Genomic DNA, 24,493 nt, shown 5'->3' with positions numbered 1-24,493 from the left:
GGACGGTGAGGGTTGCATTCCCGGCAGTTCAGGTGCAGAGCTTGGAACGCTTGGGCAGCTGGGCCCTCAGGAACGCCATCTGGTCGGCCAGGATGTTGCGGTTGGACAGGATCAGGTGCTCGATCCAGCTCGGCCGGTAGGGCACCGCCAGCAGTGGCATGCCGGCCTGTTGCGGGGTGCGGTCGCTCTTGCGCGAATTGCAGTGGAAGCAGGCGGTGACTACGTTTTCCCAGGTATCCAGGCCGCCTTTGGACAAGGGCATGACGTGGTCGCGGGTGAGGGTAGGGCGTCCGAACTGCTGGCCACAGTAAAGACAGAGATGGGCATCGCGGGCGAACAGGGCCGGGTTGGTCAGGTTCGGCGTCGGGTCCAGCGCGCGTGAGCGGGCGTGGCCGCGCGCGGCGATGATCGGGTGCAGGTCCATCCCGCTCTGCATGCCACTGCGACGATTTGTCCCACCGTGGATGTGCAGGCAGGGGTCGCCGAGCGTCCAGGCGACCGCATCGCGGGCGTAGAGGCAGGCGGCGTCCTGCCAGGTGATCCAATCCAGGACCCGCCCGTGACCATCAAGTGAGAGCAACCGGACCGTGCCGGGGCGATGCAGCGTCGTGACGTTGGGCGATGCTTCGGCGCCCGGAGCAGAAAACGGAGCTCCGGCTTCGATCAGACCCAAGCGTGTAGTGTCTGTCTCCATCGGGAAAACAGCTTATACCTGAATCATTGCGATTTGGGTATCTCCCTGGAGGGCGATACCCAAATCGCAAGATTCAGGTCCGCGCATTCCGCATCCCAGCCCGCCGATGGCGGGTTGGGATGCCCACGCATTCCTCCTATCCCCGCGCCGTCGGCGCGCCCCCCTTAACAAAGGGGGGCTTTTCTCCAGATGGATTTAGGTGGTTTCTGGATCTACGTGTCGACCAATGTCGACACCTACCAACAGCCGCGGGGAGTTGTCGAAGGCGGGGTGGGTCCGGTTGCGGCGGCGTGAGCGCCATGGATGGCGCGACCGAGGCTACAGGGACGTACTTGCGCCGTCCCCCGCAATTGGACCCACCCCGCCATCCCGCAGGAAACCAGCTGTTGCTGTTGCTCCAGCTGTTGCCGTTGCCGGCCAGCGGCCGGCACTACCGCGGGTGCCGGGCGCGGCCCGGCTCAGGCGCCGAAGCGTTCGTCGTCCATTGCCATCAGCGGTGCGGCACCCGCCTGGATGGCGGCGGCGTGGCTGAGGGCGCGCGGCAGCACGCGGGCGAAGTAGAAGCGCGCGGTCTCGCGTTTGCCCTGGGCGAATGCTGCGCCGTGCGCGCTGGCATCGGCGGCGGCAACGCTGCGCGCCCACCAGTAGGCCAGCACCACATACCCCGAATAGAACAGGTAGTCGTAGCTGGCTGCGCCCAGTTCGTCCGGGTTGGCGGCCGAACGCTGCAGCACGTCCATCGTCAGCTTGCCCCACTCGGCGGCCTTGGCACGCAGCGGGCCGATGAACTCGGCCAGGCTTTCGTTGCCTTCATTGGCCTTGGCGAACGCTTCGATCTCGGCCAGCATCAGCTTCAGGCCAGCGCCCTGGCTGGACGCGGTCTTGCGGCCGATCAGGTCCAGCGCCTGGATGCCGGTGGTGCCTTCATACAGCGTGGTGATGCGGGCATCGCGGGCCAGCTGTTCCATGCCGTGTTCGCGGATGTAGCCGTGGCCACCGAAACACTGCAGGGCGTTGTAGGTGTTCTCGATGCCCCATTCGGTCTGGCAGGCCTTCGAGATCGGGGTCAGGAAGCTCACCAGGGTGTCGGCGCGCTCGCGTTCGCCGGCATCTTCTGCATGGTGGGCGACGTCGATCAGGGTGGCGGCATGCAGGGCCAGCAGGCGGCTGCCTTCCACCAGCGACTTGATGGTCAGCAGCATGCGGCGCACGTCCGGATGCACCAGGATCGGGTCGGCCGGCTTGTCCGGGAACTTGGCGCCGCTGAGCGAACGCGACTGCAGGCGCTCACGGCTGTACTTCAGCGCATTTTGGTAGGCGCGCTCGGACAGGCCGATGCCCTGCAGACCGACGCCCAGGCGCGCAGTGTTCATCATGGTGAACATCGCCTGCAGGCCCTTGTGCGGCTGGCCGACCAGGTAGCCCTGGGCACCATCGAAATTCATCACGCAGGTGACCGAGCCCTTGATGCCCATCTTGTGCTCGATCGAGCCGCAGCGCAGCGCGTTGCGCTCGCCGACGTTGCCGTCGCGGTCGACCTTGAACTTCGGAGTGACGAACAGCGAGATGCCCTTGGCGCCCGGCGGGGCGTCGGGCAGCTTGGCCAGCACCAGGTGCACGATGTTGCCGGTCAGGTCGTGCTCGCCGGCGGTGATGAAGATCTTGGTGCCGGTGATCGAATAGCTGCCATCGGCGTTCGGCTCGGCCTTGGTCTTGAGCAGGCCCAGGTCGGTGCCGCAATGCGGCTCGGTCAGGCACATGGTGCCGGTCCAGCGGCCTTCGATCAGCGGCTTCAGGAACGCCTCGTGCTGCCAGGCTTCGCCGTGCTGCTTCAGCGCTTCGATGGCGCCGTGCGACAGCAGCGGGAAGTTGCCCCAGGCGAGGTTGGCGGCGTTGATCATTTCATTGAGCGGCACGCCCAGCGTGTGCGGCAGGCCCTGGCCGCCCAGTTCCGGCGACGCGGTCAGGCCGGTCCAGCCGCCGTCGACGAACTGATCGTAGGCCTGCTTGAAGCCGGGCGGGGTGGTCACTTCGCCGCTGGCCTGGTCGAGCACGCAGCCGATCTCGTCGCCCACGCTGTTGAGCGGGGCCAGTACGCTGGCGCTGAAGCGGCCGGCTTCTTCCAGCACGGCATCGACGACATCGGCGGTGGCGTCGGTGAAGCCAAGACGGGCGAACAGCGGCTCGACCTTCAGCACATCGTGCAGGCCGAAACGAAGGTCGGAAAGCGGGGCGGTGTAGCTGCTCATCGGTGCGTCTCGATTTGATCGGTAACAGGGGGAGCGGCGCGATGCGTCGCGGCGGAAAGCGGAGATCAGCGCAACACGCCCGGCAGGCCCGGGGCCTGGTTCAGCGTGCTGCGGCTGTTGATATCGAAGGTGCGCTGCTTCTTTTCCTGCGGCGTGGCCGACACCGTGCCCTTCAGGCTGTAGGCGAGGGTGCGGTTGCTGGCCAGTGCGTCGGCGATCACCAGGCGTGCAGCCGGGCTGGGCTTGAAGTTGACGTTGATGACATCGGCAGAGACGCCGCCGATGGAGATGCCCGGCTTGGCGGACAGGTGTCCGGCTTCTGTGTCGCCGATGGTCAGGGTCAGCGCGACGTCGTCGAAGCTCATCGGCATCGAACTGTAGTTCTGCAGACGCAGGGCGACGGTCCAGTCGCCGTTGGCCTGCACGGTCAGCTGCTGCAGGCTCGCGGCCGGTTCCGAAACACGCTTGACGATGCCATCGCCGCAAGCGACCAGGGCCAGGGTGCACAGGACGATCAAGACGGTACGGAAGCGGTGGAGCATGGGCGCAGGTCCTCTGAAGGCGGTGCGTGGAGTAAGCATACTACGGCGTATGGTGGAATGGGTCGCCTGCGGCGACCGGCCACAGAGGGTAGCGCGTGAAGATGTACGCGAGGCGTGCGCGATGCCGGATTGCGGACGTAGCGTGTCCCGGTTGGGCGGCGCCTCAATCGGCGGGCGCGTCGCGCAGGGGCGCCATCATGCGCAGCGGTGCGAGGTCGTAGCCCATCGCTTCGGCCTTGGCCTTGAGCCGGTCGAACAGGGCGCGGTCCATCTCCGGCAGGCGCGCGAGGATCCACAGATACTTGTGGCCGGGTTCACCGACCATCGCCCACTGGTAGTCGGGGTCCAGCGCGATCACCCAGTAGTCGGCCCAGACCAGCGGTACCCAGCTCAGCCAGTCAGGAACGAAGCGCACCTGCAGCTGGCCGGGCTGTCCCGCAACGGGCCGCGCCACGCCTTCGGCGACAACCCGCTCGCCATCGGCCTTGCGGCAGGCATTGGTGACGCTGATGCGACCATCGCGGCGCAGCCCGTAGTTGGCGGTGATCTCGCCCACGCACTGCTTCTGGAACGACACCGGCAGATGTGCGATCTCGTGCCACTGGCCGGCGTAGCGATCGATGTCCAGTTCGCTGACGGCGCGCACGGGCTCGGCAGCGAGTACCGGTGCGGCGAAAAGCAGCAGGCAGGTCAGCAGGGCAGGGCGCAGGTGCATTGGTCGGCTCCGGCAGGAGGATTGGAGCTTAGGCCAGCGGCGGCATGCCGGTGTAAAAGTTCCATGCGGCACCGGATCGTGCCTGCCGCCGGCGGTCAGCTACGGGTCGAAGGCGCGTTGGCTGCGCTCGTCGCCATCGTATGTAAGGGTACGTGTGTGCAACGTACCGTTGGACATGTCCCATCTGAAGGTGTCCATGCCGCCGCCGCCGGTGCCCTTCGAATGCAGGCGCACCACGCCACGGGTGAGGTTGTCGGTCAGCAACAGCTGGGCCGAGCCATCGGCGTCCACGCGCAGCCCGGCGCGGTCGCGCAAACGGGCGTCCCCCATGCCCAGCGGGGCGTCCAGTGCGAGAGCAGTGCTGCCGTCTTCAAAGGTACTCAGGCCGCCGCGCTCGACACCACTTCGGTCGAAGATGAGCAGGCCCGCGGAGCGGCTGCGTCGGTCGTCGTCGTCCGCATCCTGGCCGATCTGCACTCGTACCACGCCGCGATCATCCAGGACCTGCAGCCTTTGCGTGCTGATGCTGTCGGCATGCAGCGGGGCGTTCCGCTGCAGCAGCAGCCAGCCCGTCATGCCCGCGAGCAACAGAAGCAGGGTGGCCAATGCGGCAACCAGGTACTGCAGACGGCGCAGTGACTGCTGCAGGCGGGGCAGGGCCAGGGTGTCGTCCATGTCATCAGTGCTCCATGCAGTGAACCGTGGACGGTACTACAGTGCCAGCGACAATGAATACGCCAAAAAAAAAGACCTGCATTTCTGCAGGTCTTCGAACATGGTGGCCGAGGACGGAATCGAACCGCCGACACGGGGATTTTCAATCCCCTGCTCTACCAACTGAGCTACCCGGCCATGCAGAAAAAAAAGACCCGCATTTCTGCAGGTCTTCGAAAGTGGTGGCCGAGGACGGAATCGAACCGCCGACACGGGGATTTTCAATCCCCTGCTCTACCAACTGAGCTACTCGGCCACTTGTTTCGTTGCAGCGATGTCGCTGCCGAGGACGCGCATATTACGGACGTAGGACAGGTTCGGCAAGCGTTTTGGAAAAAAATCTTCACATTGGTGTCTGCGACCGGTGGAAGGCCGTGCAAGTGGTTGATCCTGCGTTGAGCCAGCTTGGCCGGAAATGCTGGAGGCGGAAAACAGCAGCCCGTCGCTGACGCCAAAGCTGACGGGGCAAGCGATACAGCGCCGGCGTGGGGAAGGCGCCGATGGAACGCTGTTTTCATGGCGCCCACGAGGGCACGGCGCGGCGTACTGTCGCGGTTCCCTCCCCGACGCTGCCCGCAGCAGAGCCATTGGACATGTCCGATTCAACCACCCGCATCGTGCTCGCCTCGCGTCCGCAAGGCGCGCCGGTCGCCGCCAATTTCCGCCTCGAACAGGCGCCCCTTCCGGCGCTGGGCCCCGGCCAGGTGCTGCTGCGCAACCGCTACCTGTCGCTGGATCCGTACATGCGCGGACGCATGGACGATGGCCCGTCGTACGCACCGCCGGTGGCAGTGGATGCGGTGATGGAGGGCCAGACCGTGGCCGAAGTGCTGCAGTCGCAGGCGCCTGGCCTGGCGGTGGGCGACCTGGTGCTGGCCCCTGGCGGCTGGCAGACCCATGCTGTGGTGGCGGGTGATGCGATCAGCCGGCGCCTGGATCCGGCCGGGCTGCCGCTGAGCACGGCGCTGGGCGTGTACGGCATGCCGGGGTTCACCGCGTACTCCAGCCTGATCGAAATCGGCAAGCTGCAACCCGGGGAGACCCTGGTGGTGGCTGCTGCCAGTGGGCCGGTCGGTGCCACCGTGGCGCAGTTGGCCAAGCTGCAGGGTGCGCGCGTGGTTGCCATCGCCGGTGGCGAGGCCAAGCGGGCGTACCTGGAAACACTGGGCGTGGATGTGGCGCTGGACCATCGCGCCTCCGATTTTGCCGGGCAGCTGCGTGCTGCCGTGCCGGATGGCATCGACGTGTATTTCGAGAACGTGGGCGGGCACGTGCTCGACGCCGTGCTGCCGCTGCTCAATGATTTCGCGCGCATTCCGGTGTGCGGCACCATTGCCACCTACAACGCCCGCGGCGTCGCGCAGCCTGGGCCGGATCGGCTGCCGGCGCTGTTCAGCCAGATCCTGCGCCAGCGGCTGACCGTGCGTGGCTTCATCGTCCACGACTTCAAGCATCTGTGGCCGGATTTCGAGCGCGACATGCCGCAGTGGCTGCGCGATGGGCGCATCCAGTACCGCGAAGACGTCGTGCAGGGGCTTGAGAGTGCGCCGGAAGCCTTCTTTGGCCTGCTGCAGGGGCGCAATTTCGGCAAGCTGGTGGTGAAGCTGGATTGAGCGATTGCTTCATTGAGGGCACCGGAACGGAACCGGTGCCCTCAATCTTCGACGCGCGCCGTTCGTGGGCTTACGGGGCGAAACGCAGCTGTTTGGCGTCGCGGATCTCGATCTGGGTCTGGTAGTAGTACTTGTCGCTTTGCTGGCCGTTCGAATCGATGAAGGCGATGCGTACCCGACCCGCGGTACCGCGCACCAGCAGGCGCCGGTTCTGCAGCTGTTCGAGCTTCATGCCGAACGCTTTTTCCAGTTCCGGGCGCAGCGCGGCATCGATGTTGAGCGTGATGTTGAGTGGATGGCGGTAATCGCGCTCGCTGTTGAGGTAGATGCGCTCGCCTTCGGTACCGGTGGCCTGTACGGTCAGCACGAAAACGCCGGAGATGCCGCGAGAGGGATCATCCTGCGCCGCACGCACCGCTTCGTAGTTGCCGATATAGCCCGGTGGCGGCATCGGTTGCCGGTCAAGGCGATGCGCGCAGCCAGTGGCGAGCAGCAGTGGAATCAACAGGGCAGGGCGATACATGGCGCGTCCTTGTGCGAGGTGATCCGCCGATTGTGATCACGCGACGATGACGATCACAAGCACTGCAGGAGCGTGATGGCTGCACGCGTTGTTCGCAGGCAGCCGACCACCGCATCACGCAGGCGCGGATAGCGTTGTCTGCGTCACGCCGGCCTGTTGCCGGCGCCATGGGAGCGATTCATGACCGAACACGACAAGAAGACCACGAACGCCCACGAAGGCGTGCAGGAGAGTCGCCAGGACCGGCAGCAGGATGAAGTGGCCAAGCAGCGTCCTGGCCAGCAGGACCAGAAGGTACGTGACGCGCATTCGCGTGCACCGGTGCGCAAGGACGGCGGGCAGGACCCGGCCTGAGCGGTTCGCCAAAACAGAAAGCCCCGGCAGTGCCGGGGCTTTCTGTTTTTCATATGGTGGAGCCAAGGAGGATCGAACTCCTGACCTCGTCATTGCGAACGACGCGCTCTCCCAGCTGAGCTATGGCCCCAAGGGGTGGTGTTGCATCCCGTGGGCAGCGGAGCTGGCGCCACGTGACGGCCCTAGCATAGCGCTGGCCGGTGCCGGCTGCCAAGGGGCACGCAGGGACGCAGCGGAATCGCCGCTGCATCCCTCTGCGGCCCGTCGTTTCAGGGCAGCAGGGCCGCCGCGCGCTGGATCGCGATGTCGGTCGCAGCCGACACGCCATGCAGGTGGATGCAGGCGTGGATCATTCCCGGCAGGCGCTCCAGCGTGCAGTCCACGCCCGCCTCCCGCAGCTGCGCGGCGTACTGTTCAGCTTCGTCGCGCAGCGGGTCGAACTCACAGCTCAGTACCGTCGCCGCCGGCAGCCCGCGCAGATCGCGGGCATGCAGGGGCGAAGCAAGCGCCTGTCGGCGGTCACCGTCGCCCAGATAGGCCTGCCAGCAGCGCTGCATCAGTTCGGCGCTGAGGTAGTAGCCGTCGGCGAACTCGCCGTAGGTGCTGCTGGCCATGGTGGCATCCAATGCCGGGTACAGCAGCAATTGATGCGATGGCAGCGGCAGTCCCTGATCGCGCAGCAGCAGGCAGCACGCTGCGGCGAGATTGCCGCCCGCGCTGTCGCCGCCGATGACCAGGCGTGCTGGATCAAGCCCCAGGTCTGCGGCATTGGCCTGCAGCCACAGCCAGGCGTCGACGACGTCGTGCAGCGGCGTCGGGAACGGATGCTCCGGGGCCAGGCGATAGCCGACGGCAGCGATGACATGGCCGCTGGCATTGGCCAAGGCCCGGCAGGGGCCGTCATAGACCGCCAGCGAGCACTGGAACCAGCCACCGCCGTGGGCGAACAACAGGGCCGGGCGCGGTTCCGTGCTGATGGCCGCGGGCGTGTACAGGCGCACGACCAGCGCATGGCCGTCGCGCGCGCTGATGACGTGCTCCACGACATGCGATATCGCCTCGGTGGCGCCCTGCAGCGTGGGCAGCGCCTGCTCGCTCAGTGCGCGCAGTTCCAGCAGATCGTCCGGCAGCGGTTGCGCCGCCACCGCATCCACGAACGCCTGCAACGCAGGTTCAAGCGGCATGGTCAGCCTCCTGCAGGAACGGCAGCAGCTGGGCGAGGAAGGCCTGCGGTGCTTCTTCCATGATGAAGTGGCCACAGCCCGGAACGACGCTGCCGCGCAGATCATCGGCGTGCGGCTGCAGGGTCAGCATCGGGGCGTTGCCGGTGGCGTGCTCGGCGCCGATGGCCAGCACCGGCATCGTCAACCGGCGTTGTGCGCGGACCTGGTTCTGGCGGATGGTTTCCGGAATCGCGCGGTACCAGGCAAACCCTGCACGCAACGCGCCGGGGCGGCTGTAGGCGGCGATGTAGGTTTCGCTGGCTACCGCATCGCGCCGGTACGACCAGCGGTCGAACATGAAGTCCAGGTAGGCGCGTTCGCGACCGCTGATGAGTGCCTCGGGCAGATCGGCCACCTGGTTGAACATGAAGTGCCACAGGAAAATGTTGTCGGCTGGCGCGGCGAAGATGCCCGGCTCAGGTGCCAACCCGGGAATCACCGCTTCGGTCACGGCCAGGCGCTGTACCGCCTGCGGCTGGTCGCTGGCCAGCGCATAGGCGATCCACATGCCGATGTCATGGCCGACCACCTGGTAGCGCTCGTGGCCGAGGGCCTGCATGGTCTGGTGCAGTACCGCGGCGGCACTGCCGGTGTCATAGCCGTGCGCGGGACGATCGGATTCGCCGATGCCGGGCGGGTCGACCGCGATCGCTTCGAAGCCGGCCTCGGCCAGCGCATGCAGCACGTGGCGCCAGGCGTACCAGGTCTGCGGCCAGCCCGGGATCAACAGCACCGGTTGCCCGCTACCAGCGGAGACGCAATGCACGCGCTGGCCGTCGATGCGCAGGTAGTGGTGGCGCAGGGTATCGTCGCCGGAGGTGCCAGCGGTGGGGATGTTCTTCATGGGGATGTTCCTGTGGGGGCTCAGGCGATGCCGAGCATGTGCTGCATCTGGGCGCTGCTGATCGGCGCGCCGGCGAAGTCGTCGAAGATCTTGTCGGTGACCGGAATGATGTGGTCGCGGATGAAGGCGGCACCTTCGCGCGCACCGGCTTCCTGGTCCTTCAGGCAGCACTCCCATTCCAGCGTTGCCCAGCCGGCGTAGTCGTACTGCGCCAGCTTGGAGAAGATCGACTTGAAATCGACCTGGCCATCGCCCAGCGAGCGGAAGCGGCCGGCGCGTTCGGTCCAGTCGGCGTAACCACCGTAGATGCCCTGGCGGCCATTGGGGCGGAACTCCGCGTCCTTGACATGGAACATGCGGACAAGCGGATGGTAGATGTCCAGGAACTGCAGGTAATCCAGCTGCTGCAGCACGAAGTGGCTGGGATCGAACAGGATGCGGCAGCGCTCATGCTGGCCCACACGCTCGAAGAAGCGTTCGAAGCTGGTGCCATCGTGCAGGTCTTCGCTGGGATGGATTTCGTAGCAGAGGTTGATGCCGTTGTCCTCGCAGGTATCGAGGATCGGCCGCCAGCGTCGTGCCAGCTCATCGAATGCGGCGTCGATCAGGCCCGGCGGACGCTGCGGGAACGGGAACAGGTAGGGCCAGGCGAACGAGCCGGAGAAGGTGCCCATGTCCTGCAGGCCGAGCCGGCGCGAGGCGCGGGCGGCCAGATGCAACTGCTGCTGTGCCCATTCGCTGCGGGCCTTCGGGTTGCCGCGCAGCGCCTCCGGGGCGAAGCCATCGCACAGTTCATCGTAGGCCGGATGCACGGCCACCAGCTGGCCGAGGATGTGGGTGGTCAGCTCGCTGACCTGCAGGCCGTGCTCGGCCAGGGTGCCACGCAGGTCGTCGCAGTAGTCCTGGCTGTCGGCGGCGGTGGCCAGGTCGAACAGGCGCGCGTCCCAGGCCGGAATCTGCAGGGCCTTGAAACCGTGGCCGGCCGCCCAGGCGGCGATGCCGGACAGGCTGTCGAACGGCGGCTGGTCGCCAGCGAACTGCGCCAGATGCAGGCTGGGGCCTTTGAGGGTTTGCATGTGTTGCTCCAATTGTTTGTCGGTCGACAAAGAATAGGCGCGTGCATCGGGATGGTCAACACCCGCGTTACACTGCGCGCCTCAGAACGGCAGGCAGGCAGATGGCAGGGCGACCGCGCGAATTCGACAGGGACCAGGCATTGCGCAGGGCGATGCTGCTGTTCTGGCAGCACGGCTATGAGGGCACCTCGATGTCGGCCCTGGTCGAAGCGCTTGGCATTGCCTCGGCGCGCATCTACGCCGCGTTCGGCAGCAAGGAGCAGTTGTTCCGCGAAGCGGTGGCGCTGTACGAGGAAGGCGAGGGCGGCTTCGCGCCGCGCGCGCTGGAACAGGCGTCACTGCGCGATGCGATCGGCAGCATGCTGCGTGATGCCGTGCTGACCTATACCCGTCGTGGTCGTCCGCATGGCTGCCTGGTGGTGTCGTCGGCCAGCAGCGTGTCACCGGAGGGCGAGGGCGTACGAGACTGGCTGGCCAGCCATCGTCGCCAGCGCACGGCGGCGATCATCGCGCGGCTGCAGCAGGCGCAGGCAGCCGGCGAGCTGTCTGCCGATCTGTCCGTGCAGGCCCTGGGCGATCATTTCGCCACGGTGCTGCATGGCATCTCGGTGCAGGCGCGTGATGGGGTCAGCCGCGAGCGCCTGCTGGCGATGGTCGAGGTTGCGCTGGCGCCGTTGCCGCAGCAGGGCTGAGGGCAGACTGTGCCGAAATCGGCCTGATCACCCCGCGGTCTGTCGACGCAACGAAATTGTAACAATTTGGAGGATAATGGCCGCTTGCGCAGTTTTCCTCCTATTTGCCGCCCGGTCAGCGCAGGCCGCACGGACGCCTCCTCAGAGCTTTCGATGCCTTCCCATTCCGATTCCCGCCGTTCGTCGGGCATGTCGTCCTCCCTCGTTTCCTTCCGTCGCCATCCGCTGGCCCTGGCCTGTGCAGGCCTGGCCCTGGCTGCCAGCTTCGGTGCTGCCGCGCAGGACAGTGCGCCGACCCCGACCGGGCTGGACACCATCACCGTGACCGCCGAGCACCGCGAGCAGAACCTGCAGGAAGTGCCGGTGTCGGTAGGCGTGGTGCAGGGCGAGCGCATGCGCGACTTCACCGCCGGCGGCGACGACACCCTGCTGGCGCTGTCCGGCCGCGTGCCGAGCCTGTATGCGGAAACCACCACCGGCCGCATCTTCCCGCGCTTCTACATCCGCGGCCTGGGCAACATCGATTTCTACCTGGGTGCGTCGCAGCCGGTGTCGATCATCCAGGACGACGTCGTGCTGGAACACGTGGTGCTGAAGTCCAACCCGGTCTATGACGTCGACCAGGTGGAAGTGCTGCGCGGTCCGCAGGGCTCGCTGTTCGGCCGCAACACCACCGCCGGCATCGTCAAGTTCGACACCCTCAAGCCGACCCAGGACTACAGCGGCCGTGTCAGCGCCAGCTACGCTTCCTACAACAGCGTGTCGATCGACGGTGGCTTCGGTGGCCCGATCAACGACATCGCTTCGTTCCGCGTGTCGGCCCTGTACCAGCACCGCGACGACTACGTCGACAACACCTACACCGGCCCCAGCGCCGACGGCACGGTCAGCCCGAGGAAGAACGCCATGGGCGGCTTCGACGACCGCAACGTTCGCGCGCAGCTGCTGCTGACCCCGAGCGACCAGTTCTCGATCCTCGCCTCGGCCCACGCCCGCGACTACGAAGGCACCTCGACCCTGTTCCTGCGCAATGCGCTGACCAAGGGCTCGAACAAGACCGACGTGCCGCGTGACCAGGTCGCCTATGACGAGGCCGACAACAACCCGCAGGCGTACAAGACCTACGGCGGTTCGGTGAAGGCGCGTTATGACTTCGGCGCGATCGATTTCACCTCGATCACCGCCTACGAAACCACCTCCGGCTACAGCCGTGGTGACACCGACGGTGGCGCTGCGGTCAACTTCCCGGTCAATGGCGTGCCGAACGGCTTTGGCCAGTCGATGGGCCAGATCCGTGACCTGGACCAGTGGACCCAGGAATTCCGCCTGGCCAGCCACGATGACAGCGCCCTGCAGTGGCAGGCCGGCGCGTTCTACTTCAACGGCAGCGACACCACCGACTTCTACCAGCGCGCCTGGTTCCTGAAGGGCGCGGCGCGCAACCCGAACAACTGGGTGCGCCTGCGCAACAAGAACACCTCGTGGGCCGGATTCGGCCAGCTCAGCTACGCCTTCACCGACAAGTTCACCGTCACTGCCGGCCTGCGCCAGACCCGCGATGAGAAGCACACCCGCCTGCTGAAGACGGCTGATACCGCCGCCGGCCTGGTCACCTACAAGGGCCGCACCGACGTCAAGATGACCGACACCACCCCGAGCTGGGATCTGAGCGCGATGTATCAGATCACCCCGGACGTGAGTGTCTACGCGAAGGTCGCGCGCGGCTTCCGCGGCCCGACCATCCAGGGCCGTTCGGCCGTGTTCAACGCTGACTTCACCACCGCCGATTCGGAGACGATCCTGTCCTGGGAAGCGGGCGTGAAGAGCAGCCTGTGGGACAACCGCCTGCGCCTGAATGCCACCGCGTTCACCTACACCGTCAACGACATCCAGCTCAACGGCAACGATTCGGACGGCAACGGCGTGCTGTTCAACGCCGACAAGGCCAAGGCCTACGGCTTCGAAGCGGACATGGAACTGCGCCCGATCCCGAACCTGACCCTGAGTGCCGGCCTGAGCCTGCTGCACAGCGAGATCAAGGACAAGCGCGTGTATGCGCAGGTCTGCGCCCTGAACGGCAAGGTGGTGTGCACCGTCGATGACCCGACCATCAAGGTCGGTGCCAACACCTTCGCCCAGATCGATGGCAACCCGCTGCCGAACGCGCCGAAGTACAACATCAACCTGGCCGCGCGCTACGACTTCCCGGTCAGCGATGCAGGCACGATGTTCGTGTCCACCGACTGGAACAAGCAGGGCTACACCAGCTTCGTGCTGTACGACAGCCAGGAGTTCAACTCCAAGGGTGATTTCGAGGGCGGCCTGAAGATCGGCTACTCGGGCAACTACGGTGCCTACGAAGTGGCGCTGTTCGCGCGCAACATCACCAACGAGAAGAACCTCAAGGGTGTGATCGAGAACTACATGGCGGCGGTCTACAACGAACCGCGCACCGTGGGTGTGTCGCTGAACATGAACTGGTAAGACGCATCGGTCGGTACCGCACGCGGTACCGACACCTTTGCACTACCTTCCAGACGCCCTGCCTGTGCAGGGCGTTTGCCGTTGTGGGAACTGACACGCGGAATCGACGCCCCGCAGGTGCAGGGCGTCGTAACGGGTCTACTTGGCGGCGGGCGTGACAGCAGGGGCCAGCTCGGCGAACAGGCCGCCGAGCACACCCATGGTTGCCGTGTCGGCGCCCATGTCTTCGGCGGCGTTGGCAATGGCGATCACACCACTGTTCTGTGCGGGGAACAGCACCACCCAGGCCAGCCAGTTGCCATCGGAGCCACCGTGCACCAGCACCGGGCCCTGGCGACCGGCGATGGACGGCTGCACGCCCCAGTCCAGACCTGAGGGGCTGCCCGGTTGCGCGCTCTGCATCAGCGTGTAGGACGCCGGCGTCAACAGCGTGCCCTTGCCGTGGCTGCCGGCGAGCTGGTCGATGGCGAACAGTGCCAGGTCCTGCAGGCGCATGTGCAGGTTGCCGGCGGCGGTGTAGATCGGCGGTACGCCATCGTCGGCTTTCTGCGGCGCGCGGGTGACCGGCTTGCCGCCGCGGTGGCCCAACGGCTGCCCTGCCGTGGTCGGCCCGAAGCCGGCACCGGTCATCTTCAGTGGCTGGAACACCTCGCGTTGGATCAGCGTCTCCACGTCCTTGCCTGTGGCGCGCTCGGCGATCACGGCTGCGATCAGGAAGCCGCTGTTGCTGTAGGCGAATTCCGTTCCCGGCGGGTGGACCGGCGCCTCTGACAGCGCGGCCTTGATGTAGGCCTCGCGCTGCACCGGCAGGGCACGCGTGTCGGTGAAGAACGCATCCAGAGCGGTGCCATCGGTGAGGTTTTCCGGCAGGCCCGCGCGGTGCGACAGCAGCTGCACCAGCGTGACGTTGCGGTAGGCCGGCTGCATCTGTGCCGCGAGGTCGGGCAGCATCGTCGACAGCGGCGCATCCCACTTCAGCACGCCCTGTTCGACCAGGCGCGCGATCATCGCCACGGTGATCGGTTTACCGGTCGAGCCGATCATCCAGGCATCGCCGGTGCTGACGGCCACCTTTTCATCATTGCGGCGCACGCCGCTGACGGCCTGCTCGGCGATCTTGCCGTCGCGGATCATCAGCACACCCATGGCCGGCGTCGTCGTGCCCTGTAATGCCTGAGCGATGCGTGCCTGCAGGTTATCGGCGGCGCTTGCACTGGCAGCGACGCACAGGAGTGAAACGCCCAACCATCGGCGCAGGTGGCGCATAGGGCGAGAGGGGGAAGCTGCGGTCCGTTCGGAGATGATCGTGTGCATGGGAGTCCTTTGCGCAGCAGCGTGGGCAGGACCTGCGCCGACGGCATCGGTCCTGCGGGGTGCATCGTCCACTCGTGCCTTGAACAGGCGTACAAGGTGACGTGCGATTCACTCTTGCACGCCGCCGACGCAGGCGTATGTGTCTGCAGTCATGTACATAAACCGAGCGGCGCGATCCTGTTGGCGGACATACAGGATCGCGGCAGGGCTCGCTCCAAGGAGCAATCAGCGCCGCATGGGTTTCGAGAGGCGGCAGCGCGACGTGTCTCGCGCAGCAGGCACGCGCCGCGAGATCTCATGGCAGTGCCAGGGTGTACCGTCGCCGCGCTGCGTGCGCGACGACGGCAGGATACTCAGGCGGCGGGCAACAGCGGTGCCAGCACCGGCTCCAGTTCCTGCTGGCGCCAACCGGCCAATGCGGCAGGCCACTGCCGATGCTCCAGATAGCTTTCCAGATGCTTGCGCGAGGCCAGTACGCCGTCAGCCAGACCGAGCTCGCGGCTGCGTTCGGCTACGGCATCCTGCAGCTTCTTCAGCAGCTGCTTGCTGGCATCGCTGGCCTGCATTGCCAATGGTGCATCGGCTTCGTCGGCCAACGGGGTATCCAGCGCCTCCCATACCGCAGCGGCAAGCTTGCGCGGCGCCTTCGGGAATTGTTCGAACAGCTTGCTCAATGCAGCCGCGTCGGCTGGCGGCGTGCGTGCCAGGGTCGCGGCCAGTTCGTTGTCCAGGATCCAGCTGCGCGGACGGTCGCTGGCGCGCGCCTGCACGTCGCGCCAGCGCAGCAGGCGCAGCAGGCGGCGCTGCGCGGGCGCGTCCAGGAACTGCGCCGAGCGCATGCCCAGGTGTGGCCAGCGGTCCTCGTCATTGGCGACGCTGGCCAGCAGGCGCTCGCCGTCGTCGTGCAGCCACTGCTGGCGCCCCAGCGATTCCAGCCTGGCGGAAATCGCGTCATGCATCGCGAACAGGTGCTCGACGTCGTCGGCGGCGTACTTCAGCTGTGAGTCCGACAGCGGCCTGCGCATCCAGTCCGAGCGGGTTTCGCCCTTTTCCAGTGCCACGCCGGTGATCTCCTGCACCAGCTTCTGGTAGCCCATGCCAGCACCAATGCCGGCCAGGGCGGCGCCGATCTGGGTGTCGAACAACGGGCGCGGCAGCACGCCGCAGGTCCACTTGAACGCCACCAGGTCTTCGCTGGCGCTGTGCATCACCTTGGTGATGGATTCATCGGCCAGCCACGGTGCCAACGCCTCGGGCATGCCGGGAATCAACGGGTCGATCAGCAGGATGTCCTCGCCGACGGCCATCTGCACCAGCGCCAGCTGCGGCCAGAAGGTGCGTTCACGGATGAATTCGGTATCCAGGCCGATGCGGGTCGGCCGTTGCTGGCGGTATGTGTCCAGCTCGGCGGGGGTGGTGATCCAGGTTGCCACAGGTCGGGGCCTACTACTCGTGTTTGCTCAGGCAGGTGAGAATAGCCTAACGTCGGTCCGCATCCGTGCCGAAGGAGGCCCTGCTTGCGTTTTCTGCTGTCGTCCGCGCTGTCTACCGCCTTGGCCGTGGGCCTGGCCGGTTGCACGCCGTCGCCCCCTGCGCAGACCTCCAATGGCACCGCAGGCCAGCCGGCCGATCCCGCAGCAGAGGCCGATCCGGCGTCTGGTAGCGGGCAGGGCACGGTGACCATTGCCGGTGACGATGCGGCCGAGGACATCCAGCAGTGGACGCCGCCGCGGGTCGATCGCCAGGGACGTACGCTGGCACAGCTGCGCCGGGCCGCCGAACAGGCGTTCGCGCAGGGGCACCTGTACGAAGATGGCGATGCGGCGGTGCCGCTGTGGCTGGCGGTGCAGGAAGAGGAGCCCGATGATCGGCAGGCGCGGCAGGGGCTGCAACGCGCGAAACAGAAGTTGCTGCAGCAGGCCGATGCGTTGCTGCAGCGGCCCTTGCAGCAGCGTGAGGCACTGGCCGAAGCCGGGCGGCAGGCGCTGGTACTGCTGACCCTGGCGCCGAAGGATGAGAAGGTGCGCGCGCTGCAGGGCCGGGTGGAGACGGCGCAGCGTGTGGTCGCCTACAACCGCGCGGGCGAGGACGATCTGCGTGCCGACCGGATCGGTGAGGCGGGCGACGGCGCCATCGGCAATTTCCGCGAGGCACTGGCGCTGGACCCGAACAACCGCCGTGCGCGGCAGGGTCTGGCCGCTGCCGAAAGCGGACTGATCCGGCGGGCCGAGGATGCCGCGCGCATCCGCGATTTCGCCAGCGCCGGCGCGTGGTTGGCAGAAGCCAGCAAGGTGCGTGACTCGTCACCGACCATCGCCGATGCGTTCGAGCGCATCGAGCAGATCCGCGCAGCAGCGCTGGTCCAGCTGCGCGATGGCGGCCTGCATGATCTCACCACTCCGCAGGGACTGAAGCCTGCGCGCGAGAAGCTGGCCGAAGCGCTGCGCATCGCCTTGCCGGGCGACGCGGTGGTGGCGCAGCTGCGCGAGCGCATCGAGTTGGCCACCCATTACGGCAGTTTCCGGCCGGGGCAGGTGTTCAGCGACGCACTGCGTGATGGCGGCCGTGGACCGCAGATGATCGTGGTACCGCACGGTGGATTCCAGATGGGTGCCAGTGATACCGAGCCGGGCGCAACCGATGCGGAGCGGCCGTCGCACTATGTGCGCTTCGAGCGCGGTTACGCGATGGCGATCACCGAGATCACCGTGGGTGATTTCGAGCGCTATGTGAAGGCGACCAACGCTCGTCCACGCGCGACCCGGCGTGGACATTCGGTGGTCTATGACGAGCGCAGCGGCAATTTCATCCGTCGCAGCGGCGTGGACTGGCGATCCGACTATGACGGTGGGCGCGCGCTGGGCAATTCGCCGGTGATGCACGTCAGCGTGCGTGATGCGGAGAACTACGCGACCTGGCTCTCCGAGCAGACCGGCCGCAGCTACCGCCTGCCCAGCGAGGCCGAGTTCGAGTACGCGATGCGTGCCGGCAGCAGTGGCCGTTACCCGTGGGGCGATGCCGGGCTGCCGCCGGAAGGCAGTGGCAATTACACCGGCAGCAAGGACGTTTCACCGTCCGGCAGGCATTGGCACAATGCCTTCGTCGGCTATGGCGATGGTTGGTGGGGGCCGGCACCGGTCGCCAGTTTCCAGGCGAACGGCTTCGGGCTGCACGACATGGGCGGCAACCTGAGCGAGTGGGTGGCCGACTGTTGGCATGCCAGCTATCGGCGCGCTCCGGCCGATGGTGTGGCCTGGTTCAACCCGGGCTGCCGTTCACGGGTGATCCGGGGTGGCAACTGGGCCAATGCCCCGGAGCAGACCCGGGCGGCCTGGCGGCAGTCGCAGGATTCGGATACCACCAGCGCGCGCATCGGCTTCCGGCTGGTCCGCGGGATCTGACGGGCACGCCTGGATCGGCGCCGGTTTCACCCGCCGCAGGCAGCGCCGCACTAAGATTGCGCCGTGCCCGCCGGCCGGCGGGGTCAGCTGGAAGACCTGCCGATGCGCAATGATCCTTTTTCCCGCTCGCCGCAGCAGCGGCGTGGCCTGTTCGGCAACATCCGCTGGTGGGTGCTGCTGCTGGCCGCCGGCTATGCGGCGTTCTACTGGTTCTCCAACCGTGCGGTCGACCCCTATACCGGCGAGAAGGTGCTGATCGACAGCAGCCTGGACGCCAGCCAGGAGAAGGCACTGGGCCTGCAGGCCTACCAGCAGATCCTGTCGCAGGAGCGCCCGCTGGGCCCGAACGAACAGGTCTCGCGGGATGTCCGGGCGATTGCCGAGCGACTGATCGCCAAGGTGGACGTGGTGGAGACCGCGCTGGCGCAGGAACACGGGCTGCAACCGGCACACTTCGCGCGCGACTTCGAGTGGGAAGTGAATGTGATTCCGTCCGAACAGGCCAATGCGTTCTGCCTGCCCGGCGGCAAGATGGCCGTGTACACGGGGCTGATTCCGGTCGCGCGCACCCGCGATGCGATGGCGGTGGTGATGGGTCATGAAATCGCCCATGCGTTGCTGCGCCACGGTGCACAGCGCATGGCCCAGCAGAAGCTGACCCAGATCGGCCAGGTGGCCGGCGCCGCCAGCGGCATGGATGCGCAGCAGCAACAGATGATGATGTCGGCGATGGGCTACGGCTATCTGTTGCCGTATGCGCGCAGCCACGAGACGCAGGCTGATGAAGTAGGCCTGATGCTGGCGGCGGCGGCGTGTTTCGATCCGCGCGAGGCGGTGCCGCTGTGGCAGCGCATGGGTCAGGCCGGTGGCGGCCAGTCGCCGCCGGAATTCGCTTCGACCCACCCAAATCCGGGTACCCGTATCCAGAATCTGCAGGCGTTGATGCCGAAGGCGCTGGAGTACCGGCAGAAGTTCTGCGAGCAGGCCAGGTAAAGGGTGGTTGGGCAGGGCTGCGCCCTGCACCCGCCGAGGCTGGAGCACCAGCCGAAGCAACAGCAACAGCAACAGCAACAGCGGGCTATCCGTGGGATGGCGGGGTGGGTCCGATTGCGGGAGACGCCGTAAACCCATCCATGGGGGCTTGGCCGCGGCATCCATGCCGCGGACACTCCCGCAACCGGACCCACCCCGCCTTCGACAGATCTCCGCGATCTGTTGGAATGGCATTGCCTGCTCTTGGTGGGTGTCGACCTTGGTCGACACGTAGGTCCACGCCATGCGTGGATGCTCTTCGATGAATTATCGAAATATTCGATTTCGATGGAGATTCATCCACGCATGTCGTGGATGTGCCAACCGTCACCGGGAAACTGTCGAAGGTGGGGCGGTGTCGGATTGCGGGGTGTCAGCCGCATGGATGCGGCTGCCAAGCCCCCACGGACGGGTTTACGGCGTCCCCGCAATCCGACACCGCCCCACCAAACCCACAGATAGCTCAGCGCCGGCTGTTGCATTTGACGTTGCCGTTGCTTGAACGCATCTGCAGGTGCAGGGCGCAGCCCTGCCGAACACCCCTTACTTGACCGCCGTCACCTGGACGTCGATCACGCCGTCTCCGACGCGGGCCTGCAGTGCGTCACCCGGTTGCACCTGTTCGACCCTTCGTACCAGCGCGCCGTCGTCTGCACGGGTCACGATGCTGTAGCCACGGGCGACGGTCGCCAGTGGACTGACTGCTTCCAGCGAACGCGCCAGGCCACGCAGACGCAGCGCATCACGCTGCAGCAGGCGCTGCAGTGTCGCCTGTGGGCGCCCGCCCAGCGCGGCAAGGCGACGTCGCAGTGCCTCCATCTGCCGTTGCGGATGATGACCTCGCAACACTGCGGCGGCGTGGCGCAGGCGGGCCGCGCGACGCTCCTGCTGCTGGTTGTGCGCCGCATGCAGTCGTCGCCCGAGGTCCAGCTGGCGTCGGCGCAGCAGATCCAGCCGTGCTTGCGGGCTCTGTGCATTCAAACGCAGCAGGGCACGATCGGCGCGCTGCATGGCCTGCTGCAGGGTGTGGCGTTGCAGCTGCACCATGCGAGCCGCGTTGCGGCGCAGGCGCAGGGCCAGGTCGCGCTGATCGGGTACCAGCAGTTCTGCGGCCACCGATGGCGTCGGTGCGCGCAGGTCAGCGGCAAAATCGCTGAGACTGAAGTCGGTTTCGTGACCCACCGCCGAAACTACCGGCGTGCGGCTGGCGGCGATTGCACGGGCCAGGGCTTCATCGTTGAACGCCCACAGGTCTTCCAGCGAGCCACCGCCGCGGGTCAGCAGGATCACGTCGTAGCGGCCGCTGGCATCGGCGGCCTGCAGCAGGCGGGTGATCTGCGCGGCAGCGGTCGCGCCCTGCACCAGGGTCGGCAGCAGATCCACTTCCAGCAACGGGAAGCGGCGGCCGAGCACGCTCAGCACATCTCGCACGGCGGCACCGGTGGGCGAGGTGATCACCGCCAGGCGCTGTACATGGGCCGGCATCGGCCGCTTGCGTCCAGGGTCGAACAGACCCTCGGCCTCCAGCCGCGCCTTCAGTTCCTCGAATGCGCGACGCAGTGCACCTTCGCCGGCTTCTTCCATGTGGTCCAGCACCATCTGGTACTCGCCACGGGCGTCGTACAGGGTCACCTTGCCGCGCACCAGTACGCGCATGCCCTCGCGCGGCACGAACTTCAGGTACTGCGCCTTCATCCTGAACATCGCAGCGCGCAACTGTGCACGCGCGTCCTTCAGGGTGAAGTACAGATGGCCGGACGCCGGGCGCGCCACGCTACCCAGTTCGGCTTCGACCCAGATCGCCGGGAAGCTGCCTTCCAGCAGGTCGCGGGCGAGGGTATTGAGCTGGCTGGGGGTGAAGACGTCGTTGTTGCGTGGCTGCATGGTTACGGCGTGGGGCAGATGGAGCAGGGGCCTCAGGATCGCACGTCAGCGCAGGCCGTGCTGGCCCAGCGCCCATTGCACGTGTTCGCGGACCACGGGTGAAGCATCTTCGGCGCGTGTCTGCAGTGCCGACAGCGTCTCTGCCGTGGTCGACGCATTGCCCAGTGCCACGGCGATGTTGCGCAGCCAGCGCTCGTGGCCGCTGCGGCGGATCGGGCTGCCTTCGGTACGGCGCAGGAATTCAGCTTCGTCCCACGCGAACAACTGGTCCAGGCGCGCGGTGTCCAGGTTGTTGCGGGCGCGGAAGTCGGCCTCGTCGGTGCGCTTGGCGAACTTGTTCCAGGGGCAGACCAGCTGGCAGTCGTCGCAGCCATAGATGCGGTTGCCGATCAGGGGTCGCATCTCCACGGGGATCGCACCGTCATGCTCGATGGTCAGGTAGGAAATGCAGCGGCGTGCATCCAGGCGCTGCGGGCCGGTGATGGCCTGGGTCGGGCAGACGTCGATGCAACGGGTGCAGGTGCCGCAGTGGGCGCTGGCCGGCGTATCAATCGGCAGCGGGATATCGATGTAGATCTCGCCGATGAAGAACCACGAGCCGCCGTGGCGGTCGATCAGGCAGGTGTGCTTGCCGATCCAGCCCAGCCCCGCGTTGCGTGCCAGTGCGCGCTCCAGCACCGGCGCAGAGTCGACGAACACGCGGTAGCCCAGCGGCGCCACCTCATCGTTGATCTGCGTGGCCAGCTTCTGCAGGCGGTTGCGCATCAGCTTGTGATAGTCGCGGCCGAGTGCGTAGCGCGCCACATAGGCGCGGCCCGGATCGGCCAACGTGGCCCAGGCTTCGGTGTCATCCTTGTGGCTGTAGTCCATGCCCACCGAGATCACCCGCACGGTGCCGGGCAGCAGTTCTGCCGGGCGCGCGCGCAGGGTGCCGTGGCGGGCCATCCAGTCCATCGTGCCGTACAGGCCCTGGCCCAGCCAGTCGGCCAGGTGCGCCTCATCCTCGCCCAGTTCGATGCCGGCGATACCACAGCGCTGGAAACCATGCGCACGCGCGAGGTCGCGGATGCGCTGTACGGCCAGGGCCGGATCGAGTAGGGCAGGGGCGGGGGACATGTGCACCAGTATAAAATCCCTGCATGGCCAACCTTGCCGATCTGTTCGATTCCCGTGCCGCACGCACACTCGATGCCCAGGCGTCCGCGCTGGCGGGCGAGGGTGGCTGGGGCCTGATGGCCCAGGCGGGGCAGGCGGCCTGGCAGTGCCTGCTGCAGCACTGGCCACAGGCGCGCCGGCTCGGCGTGGTCGTTGGCAGCGGCAACAATGGCGGCGATGGTTACGTGCTGGCCCGCCATGCGCTGCAGGCGGGGCTGCAGGTTCAGGTGGTCGCGCTGCCGGGCAGCCCGCCTTCCACGGCACTGGCGCAGCGTGCCGCAACGGATTTCAGGTCCGCCGGGGGAACCGTCGCTGATTTCAACGGCGAATTGGCCCAGGCCGATGTATGGGTCGATGCCCTGTTCGGTCTCGGCTTCGCCCGCGCACCGGGCGGTGCAGCACAGGCCTTGATCGAGGCGCTGAACGCGCAGCAGGCACCGGTGTTGGCGCTGGATGTGCCCAGCGGCGTCGATGCCGACCGTGGCTGCGTGCCGGGCGCCGCCGTGCGCGCGACCCTGACCTTGCAGTTCATCGTCGCCCATCGTGGCCTGTACACCGGCGACGCGCTGGAATACACCGGGCGCAGACAGCTGGCACCGCTGACGCTGCCCGACGAGGCCTGGCAGGGTGTCGTTGCTGATGCAGAGTGCTGGACACAGTCGCGCCTGCCGGATCTGCTGCCGCCGCGCCGTGCCAACAGCCACAAGGGTGAATCCGGCCATGTGCTGTGCGTGGGCGGCAACCATGGCAGCGGCGGTGCCATCGCGATGGCCGCCGAAGCCGCGCTGCGCGCTGGTGCAGGTCTGCTGAGCATCGGCACGCGTCAGGATCATGTCGGCCCGCTGCTGGCGAGGTTGCCTGAGGCGATGACGCATGCGCTGGAAGATGGCGCTGCGCTGCCCGCGTTGCTGGCAAAAGCCAAGGTCGTAGCGATCGGCCCGGGTCTGGGCCAGGACGAATGGGCGCGCGCGCTGTATGCGCGTGTGCTGCAGTCGGGCCTGCCGCTGGTGATCGACGCCGATGCGCTGAACCTGCTGGCGCAGGACGCGCATGCGATGACCGATGCGATCCTGACCCCGCACCCCGGCGAAGCCGCGCGCTTGCTGGAAACCACCACGGCGGCAATCCAGGCCGATCGCTACGGCAGCGCGCAGGCGCTGGCCGGGCGCTATCACGCGGTGGTGGTGCTGAAGGGCGCTGGCAGCATCGTCGCCGCGCCCGGCCGCACACTTCGACTGATTGCTGCCGGCAACCCGGGAATGGCGGTAGGTGGCATGGGTGACCTGTTGACCGGCATCATCGCCAGCCTGCGCGCGCAGGGCCTGTCTGCATTCGATGCGGCGGCAGGCGGTGCGCTGCTGCATGCCCTGGCCGGTGACGTCGCCGCTGCCGACGGTGCGCGCGGGCTGCTTCCCACTGATCTGCTGGCGCCCCTGCGGCGGCTGGCCAACCCGGAATGTTCCCGATGACCGAATTCTTCCTTGCCGACAGCGATGCCACCGAATTGCTGGGGCAGTGGCTGGCAGCCACACGTCCGCCACAGGCGCTGGTCGAACTGCGCGGCGATCTTGGCGCCGGCAAATCGACTACGGCGCGCGCGCTGCTGCGTGCGCTGGGCGTGCAGGGTGCGATCCGCAGCCCCACCTATACCCTGGTCGAGCGCTATCCGTTGTCCAGTGGCGGCGAAGCCTGGCACCTGGACCTGTATCGCATCGGCCAGGCCGGCGAGCTGGATTTCCTTGGGCTGGACGAGGGCAGCGCGGTGCTGTGGCTGGTCGAATGGCCCGAGCGCGGTGCCGGCGCACTTCCGCCCACCGATCTGGTCGTGGCACTGGAAATTGAAGGGCAGGGGCGTCGCGTGCGTCTCACTGGCGTCAGCGACGCGGGACGTGAATGGCTGTTGCGGCTTCCCGAAGGTGGCGACTTGCAGGCCCTTTCTGTCGGCTGACGAGAACAAACACCGGCAGGTTACGGATTATTAAGG

At 66.8% G+C, this 24,493-nt stretch carries 21 protein-coding genes and 3 tRNA genes; 8 read left to right on the top strand and 16 right to left on the bottom strand.

Annotated elements, in window-relative coordinates; all coding sequences use genetic code 11:
* Positions 1-28 precede the first annotated feature (28 nt).
* The 7 genes from QP457_RS15015 to QP457_RS14985 all read right to left on the bottom strand — a co-directional run bounded on the left by QP457_RS15015 (position 29) and on the right by QP457_RS14985 (position 5,170).
* Positions 29-694: an HNH endonuclease gene (locus QP457_RS15015; protein ID WP_205404742.1), complete on the bottom strand. Its 666-nt coding sequence runs from the start codon at positions 692-694 to the stop codon at positions 29-31.
* 458 nt (positions 695-1,152) lie between these two features.
* Entirely contained in the window at positions 1,153-2,943 is a 1,791-nt protein-coding gene (locus tag QP457_RS15010) for an acyl-CoA dehydrogenase C-terminal domain-containing protein (protein WP_205404741.1), read from the bottom strand.
* A 65-nt stretch (positions 2,944-3,008) separates the two neighbouring features.
* Positions 3,009-3,485, bottom strand: a complete 477-nt coding sequence (locus QP457_RS15005) for an LEA type 2 family protein (RefSeq protein ID WP_205404740.1) — start codon at positions 3,483-3,485, stop codon at positions 3,009-3,011.
* Positions 3,486-3,648: 163 nt separating this feature from the next.
* A complete protein-coding gene (locus tag QP457_RS15000) occupies positions 3,649-4,200 on the bottom strand; it encodes a lipocalin family protein (protein ID WP_205404739.1) in 552 nt (183 codons plus the stop codon).
* Between the two features lie 99 nt (positions 4,201-4,299).
* Entirely contained in the window at positions 4,300-4,875 is a 576-nt protein-coding gene (locus QP457_RS14995; RefSeq protein ID WP_205404738.1) for a hypothetical protein, read from the bottom strand.
* A gap of 101 nt (positions 4,876-4,976) precedes the next feature.
* Positions 4,977-5,052 (bottom strand) — tRNA-Phe (locus QP457_RS14990).
* A gap of 42 nt (positions 5,053-5,094) precedes the next feature.
* A tRNA-Phe gene (locus tag QP457_RS14985) sits at positions 5,095-5,170 on the bottom strand.
* A 337-nt stretch (positions 5,171-5,507) separates the two neighbouring features.
* Between QP457_RS14985 and QP457_RS14980 the strand changes: the two genes are divergently transcribed.
* Complete coding sequence (locus QP457_RS14980) at positions 5,508-6,527, top strand: NADP-dependent oxidoreductase (RefSeq protein WP_205404737.1); 1,020 nt, start codon at positions 5,508-5,510, stop codon at positions 6,525-6,527.
* 70 nt (positions 6,528-6,597) lie between these two features.
* Here QP457_RS14980 and QP457_RS14975 read toward each other — a convergent pair whose 3' ends face one another.
* Positions 6,598-7,050, bottom strand: coding sequence for a hypothetical protein (locus QP457_RS14975; protein WP_205404736.1), 453 nt, complete (start codon positions 7,048-7,050; stop codon positions 6,598-6,600).
* A gap of 180 nt (positions 7,051-7,230) precedes the next feature.
* On the opposite strand from QP457_RS14975, the gene QP457_RS14970 reads away from it, so the two are divergent.
* Positions 7,231-7,404 (top strand): hypothetical protein, encoded by a 174-nt coding sequence (locus tag QP457_RS14970; protein WP_205404735.1) that lies wholly within the window; start codon positions 7,231-7,233, stop codon positions 7,402-7,404.
* A 54-nt stretch (positions 7,405-7,458) separates the two neighbouring features.
* On the opposite strand, the gene QP457_RS14965 is transcribed toward QP457_RS14970, so the two are convergent.
* From QP457_RS14965 to QP457_RS14950, 4 genes are all read right to left on the bottom strand, one after another.
* Positions 7,459-7,534 (bottom strand) — tRNA-Ala (locus QP457_RS14965).
* Between the two features lie 139 nt (positions 7,535-7,673).
* Complete coding sequence (locus tag QP457_RS14960) at positions 7,674-8,588, bottom strand: alpha/beta hydrolase (RefSeq protein WP_205404734.1); 915 nt, start codon at positions 8,586-8,588, stop codon at positions 7,674-7,676.
* Entirely contained in the window at positions 8,578-9,471 is an 894-nt protein-coding gene (locus tag QP457_RS14955; protein ID WP_205404733.1) for an alpha/beta hydrolase, read from the bottom strand. The genes QP457_RS14960 and QP457_RS14955 overlap by 11 nt, the downstream gene beginning before the upstream one ends.
* A 20-nt stretch (positions 9,472-9,491) precedes the next feature.
* Positions 9,492-10,547 (bottom strand): sugar phosphate isomerase/epimerase family protein, encoded by a 1,056-nt coding sequence (locus tag QP457_RS14950; protein WP_205404732.1) that lies wholly within the window; start codon positions 10,545-10,547, stop codon positions 9,492-9,494.
* A gap of 101 nt (positions 10,548-10,648) precedes the next feature.
* Here QP457_RS14950 and QP457_RS14945 point away from each other — a divergent pair, with 101 nt between their 5' ends.
* On the top strand, positions 10,649-11,239 hold the full coding sequence (locus tag QP457_RS14945) for a TetR/AcrR family transcriptional regulator (protein WP_205404731.1): 591 nt from the start codon (positions 10,649-10,651) through the stop codon (positions 11,237-11,239).
* A 153-nt stretch (positions 11,240-11,392) separates the two neighbouring features.
* Positions 11,393-13,723: a TonB-dependent receptor gene (locus QP457_RS14940; protein ID WP_205404730.1), complete on the top strand. Its 2,331-nt coding sequence runs from the start codon at positions 11,393-11,395 to the stop codon at positions 13,721-13,723.
* 138 nt (positions 13,724-13,861) lie between these two features.
* Here QP457_RS14940 and QP457_RS14935 read toward each other — a convergent pair whose 3' ends face one another.
* Positions 13,862-14,968, bottom strand: a complete 1,107-nt coding sequence (locus QP457_RS14935; protein WP_205404729.1) for a serine hydrolase domain-containing protein — start codon at positions 14,966-14,968, stop codon at positions 13,862-13,864.
* Positions 14,969-15,390: 422 nt separating this feature from the next.
* Positions 15,391-16,470, bottom strand: a complete 1,080-nt coding sequence (gene rnd, locus QP457_RS14930; protein WP_205404728.1) for a ribonuclease D — start codon at positions 16,468-16,470, stop codon at positions 15,391-15,393.
* 84 nt (positions 16,471-16,554) lie between these two features.
* Here rnd and QP457_RS14925 point away from each other — a divergent pair, with 84 nt between their 5' ends.
* Positions 16,555-18,438 carry a formylglycine-generating enzyme family protein gene (locus QP457_RS14925; RefSeq protein WP_205404727.1) on the top strand — a complete coding sequence of 628 codons (1,884 nt, stop codon included), beginning with the start codon at positions 16,555-16,557 and terminating at the stop codon, positions 18,436-18,438.
* Between the two features lie 102 nt (positions 18,439-18,540).
* Complete coding sequence (locus QP457_RS14920) at positions 18,541-19,431, top strand: M48 family metallopeptidase (RefSeq protein ID WP_025876363.1); 891 nt, start codon at positions 18,541-18,543, stop codon at positions 19,429-19,431.
* Positions 19,432-20,013: 582 nt separating this feature from the next.
* Here QP457_RS14920 and xseA read toward each other — a convergent pair.
* Positions 20,014-21,354: an exodeoxyribonuclease VII large subunit gene (xseA, locus tag QP457_RS14915; RefSeq protein ID WP_205404726.1), complete on the bottom strand. Its 1,341-nt coding sequence runs from the start codon at positions 21,352-21,354 to the stop codon at positions 20,014-20,016.
* A gap of 45 nt (positions 21,355-21,399) precedes the next feature.
* Positions 21,400-22,470 carry a tRNA epoxyqueuosine(34) reductase QueG gene (gene queG, locus QP457_RS14910; RefSeq protein ID WP_205404725.1) on the bottom strand — a complete coding sequence of 357 codons (1,071 nt, stop codon included), beginning with the start codon at positions 22,468-22,470 and terminating at the stop codon, positions 21,400-21,402.
* Between the two features lie 23 nt (positions 22,471-22,493).
* On the opposite strand from queG, the gene QP457_RS14905 reads away from it, so the two are divergent.
* A complete protein-coding gene (locus QP457_RS14905) occupies positions 22,494-23,978 on the top strand; it encodes an NAD(P)H-hydrate dehydratase (protein ID WP_205404724.1) in 1,485 nt (494 codons plus the stop codon).
* Complete coding sequence (gene tsaE / locus QP457_RS14900) at positions 23,975-24,457, top strand: tRNA (adenosine(37)-N6)-threonylcarbamoyltransferase complex ATPase subunit type 1 TsaE (protein ID WP_099821225.1); 483 nt, start codon at positions 23,975-23,977, stop codon at positions 24,455-24,457. The genes QP457_RS14905 and tsaE overlap by 4 nt, the downstream gene beginning before the upstream one ends.
* The last annotated feature ends 36 nt before the right edge of the window (positions 24,458-24,493 follow it).

Origin of the sequence: Stenotrophomonas sp. As-7 (assembly GCF_030291015.1) — a bacterium.
Classification (GTDB): domain Bacteria; phylum Pseudomonadota; class Gammaproteobacteria; order Xanthomonadales; family Xanthomonadaceae; genus Stenotrophomonas; species Stenotrophomonas lactitubi.
The sequence above is the reverse complement of the archived record's forward strand: the minus strand, read 5'-3'. Positions and strand labels throughout refer to the sequence as shown.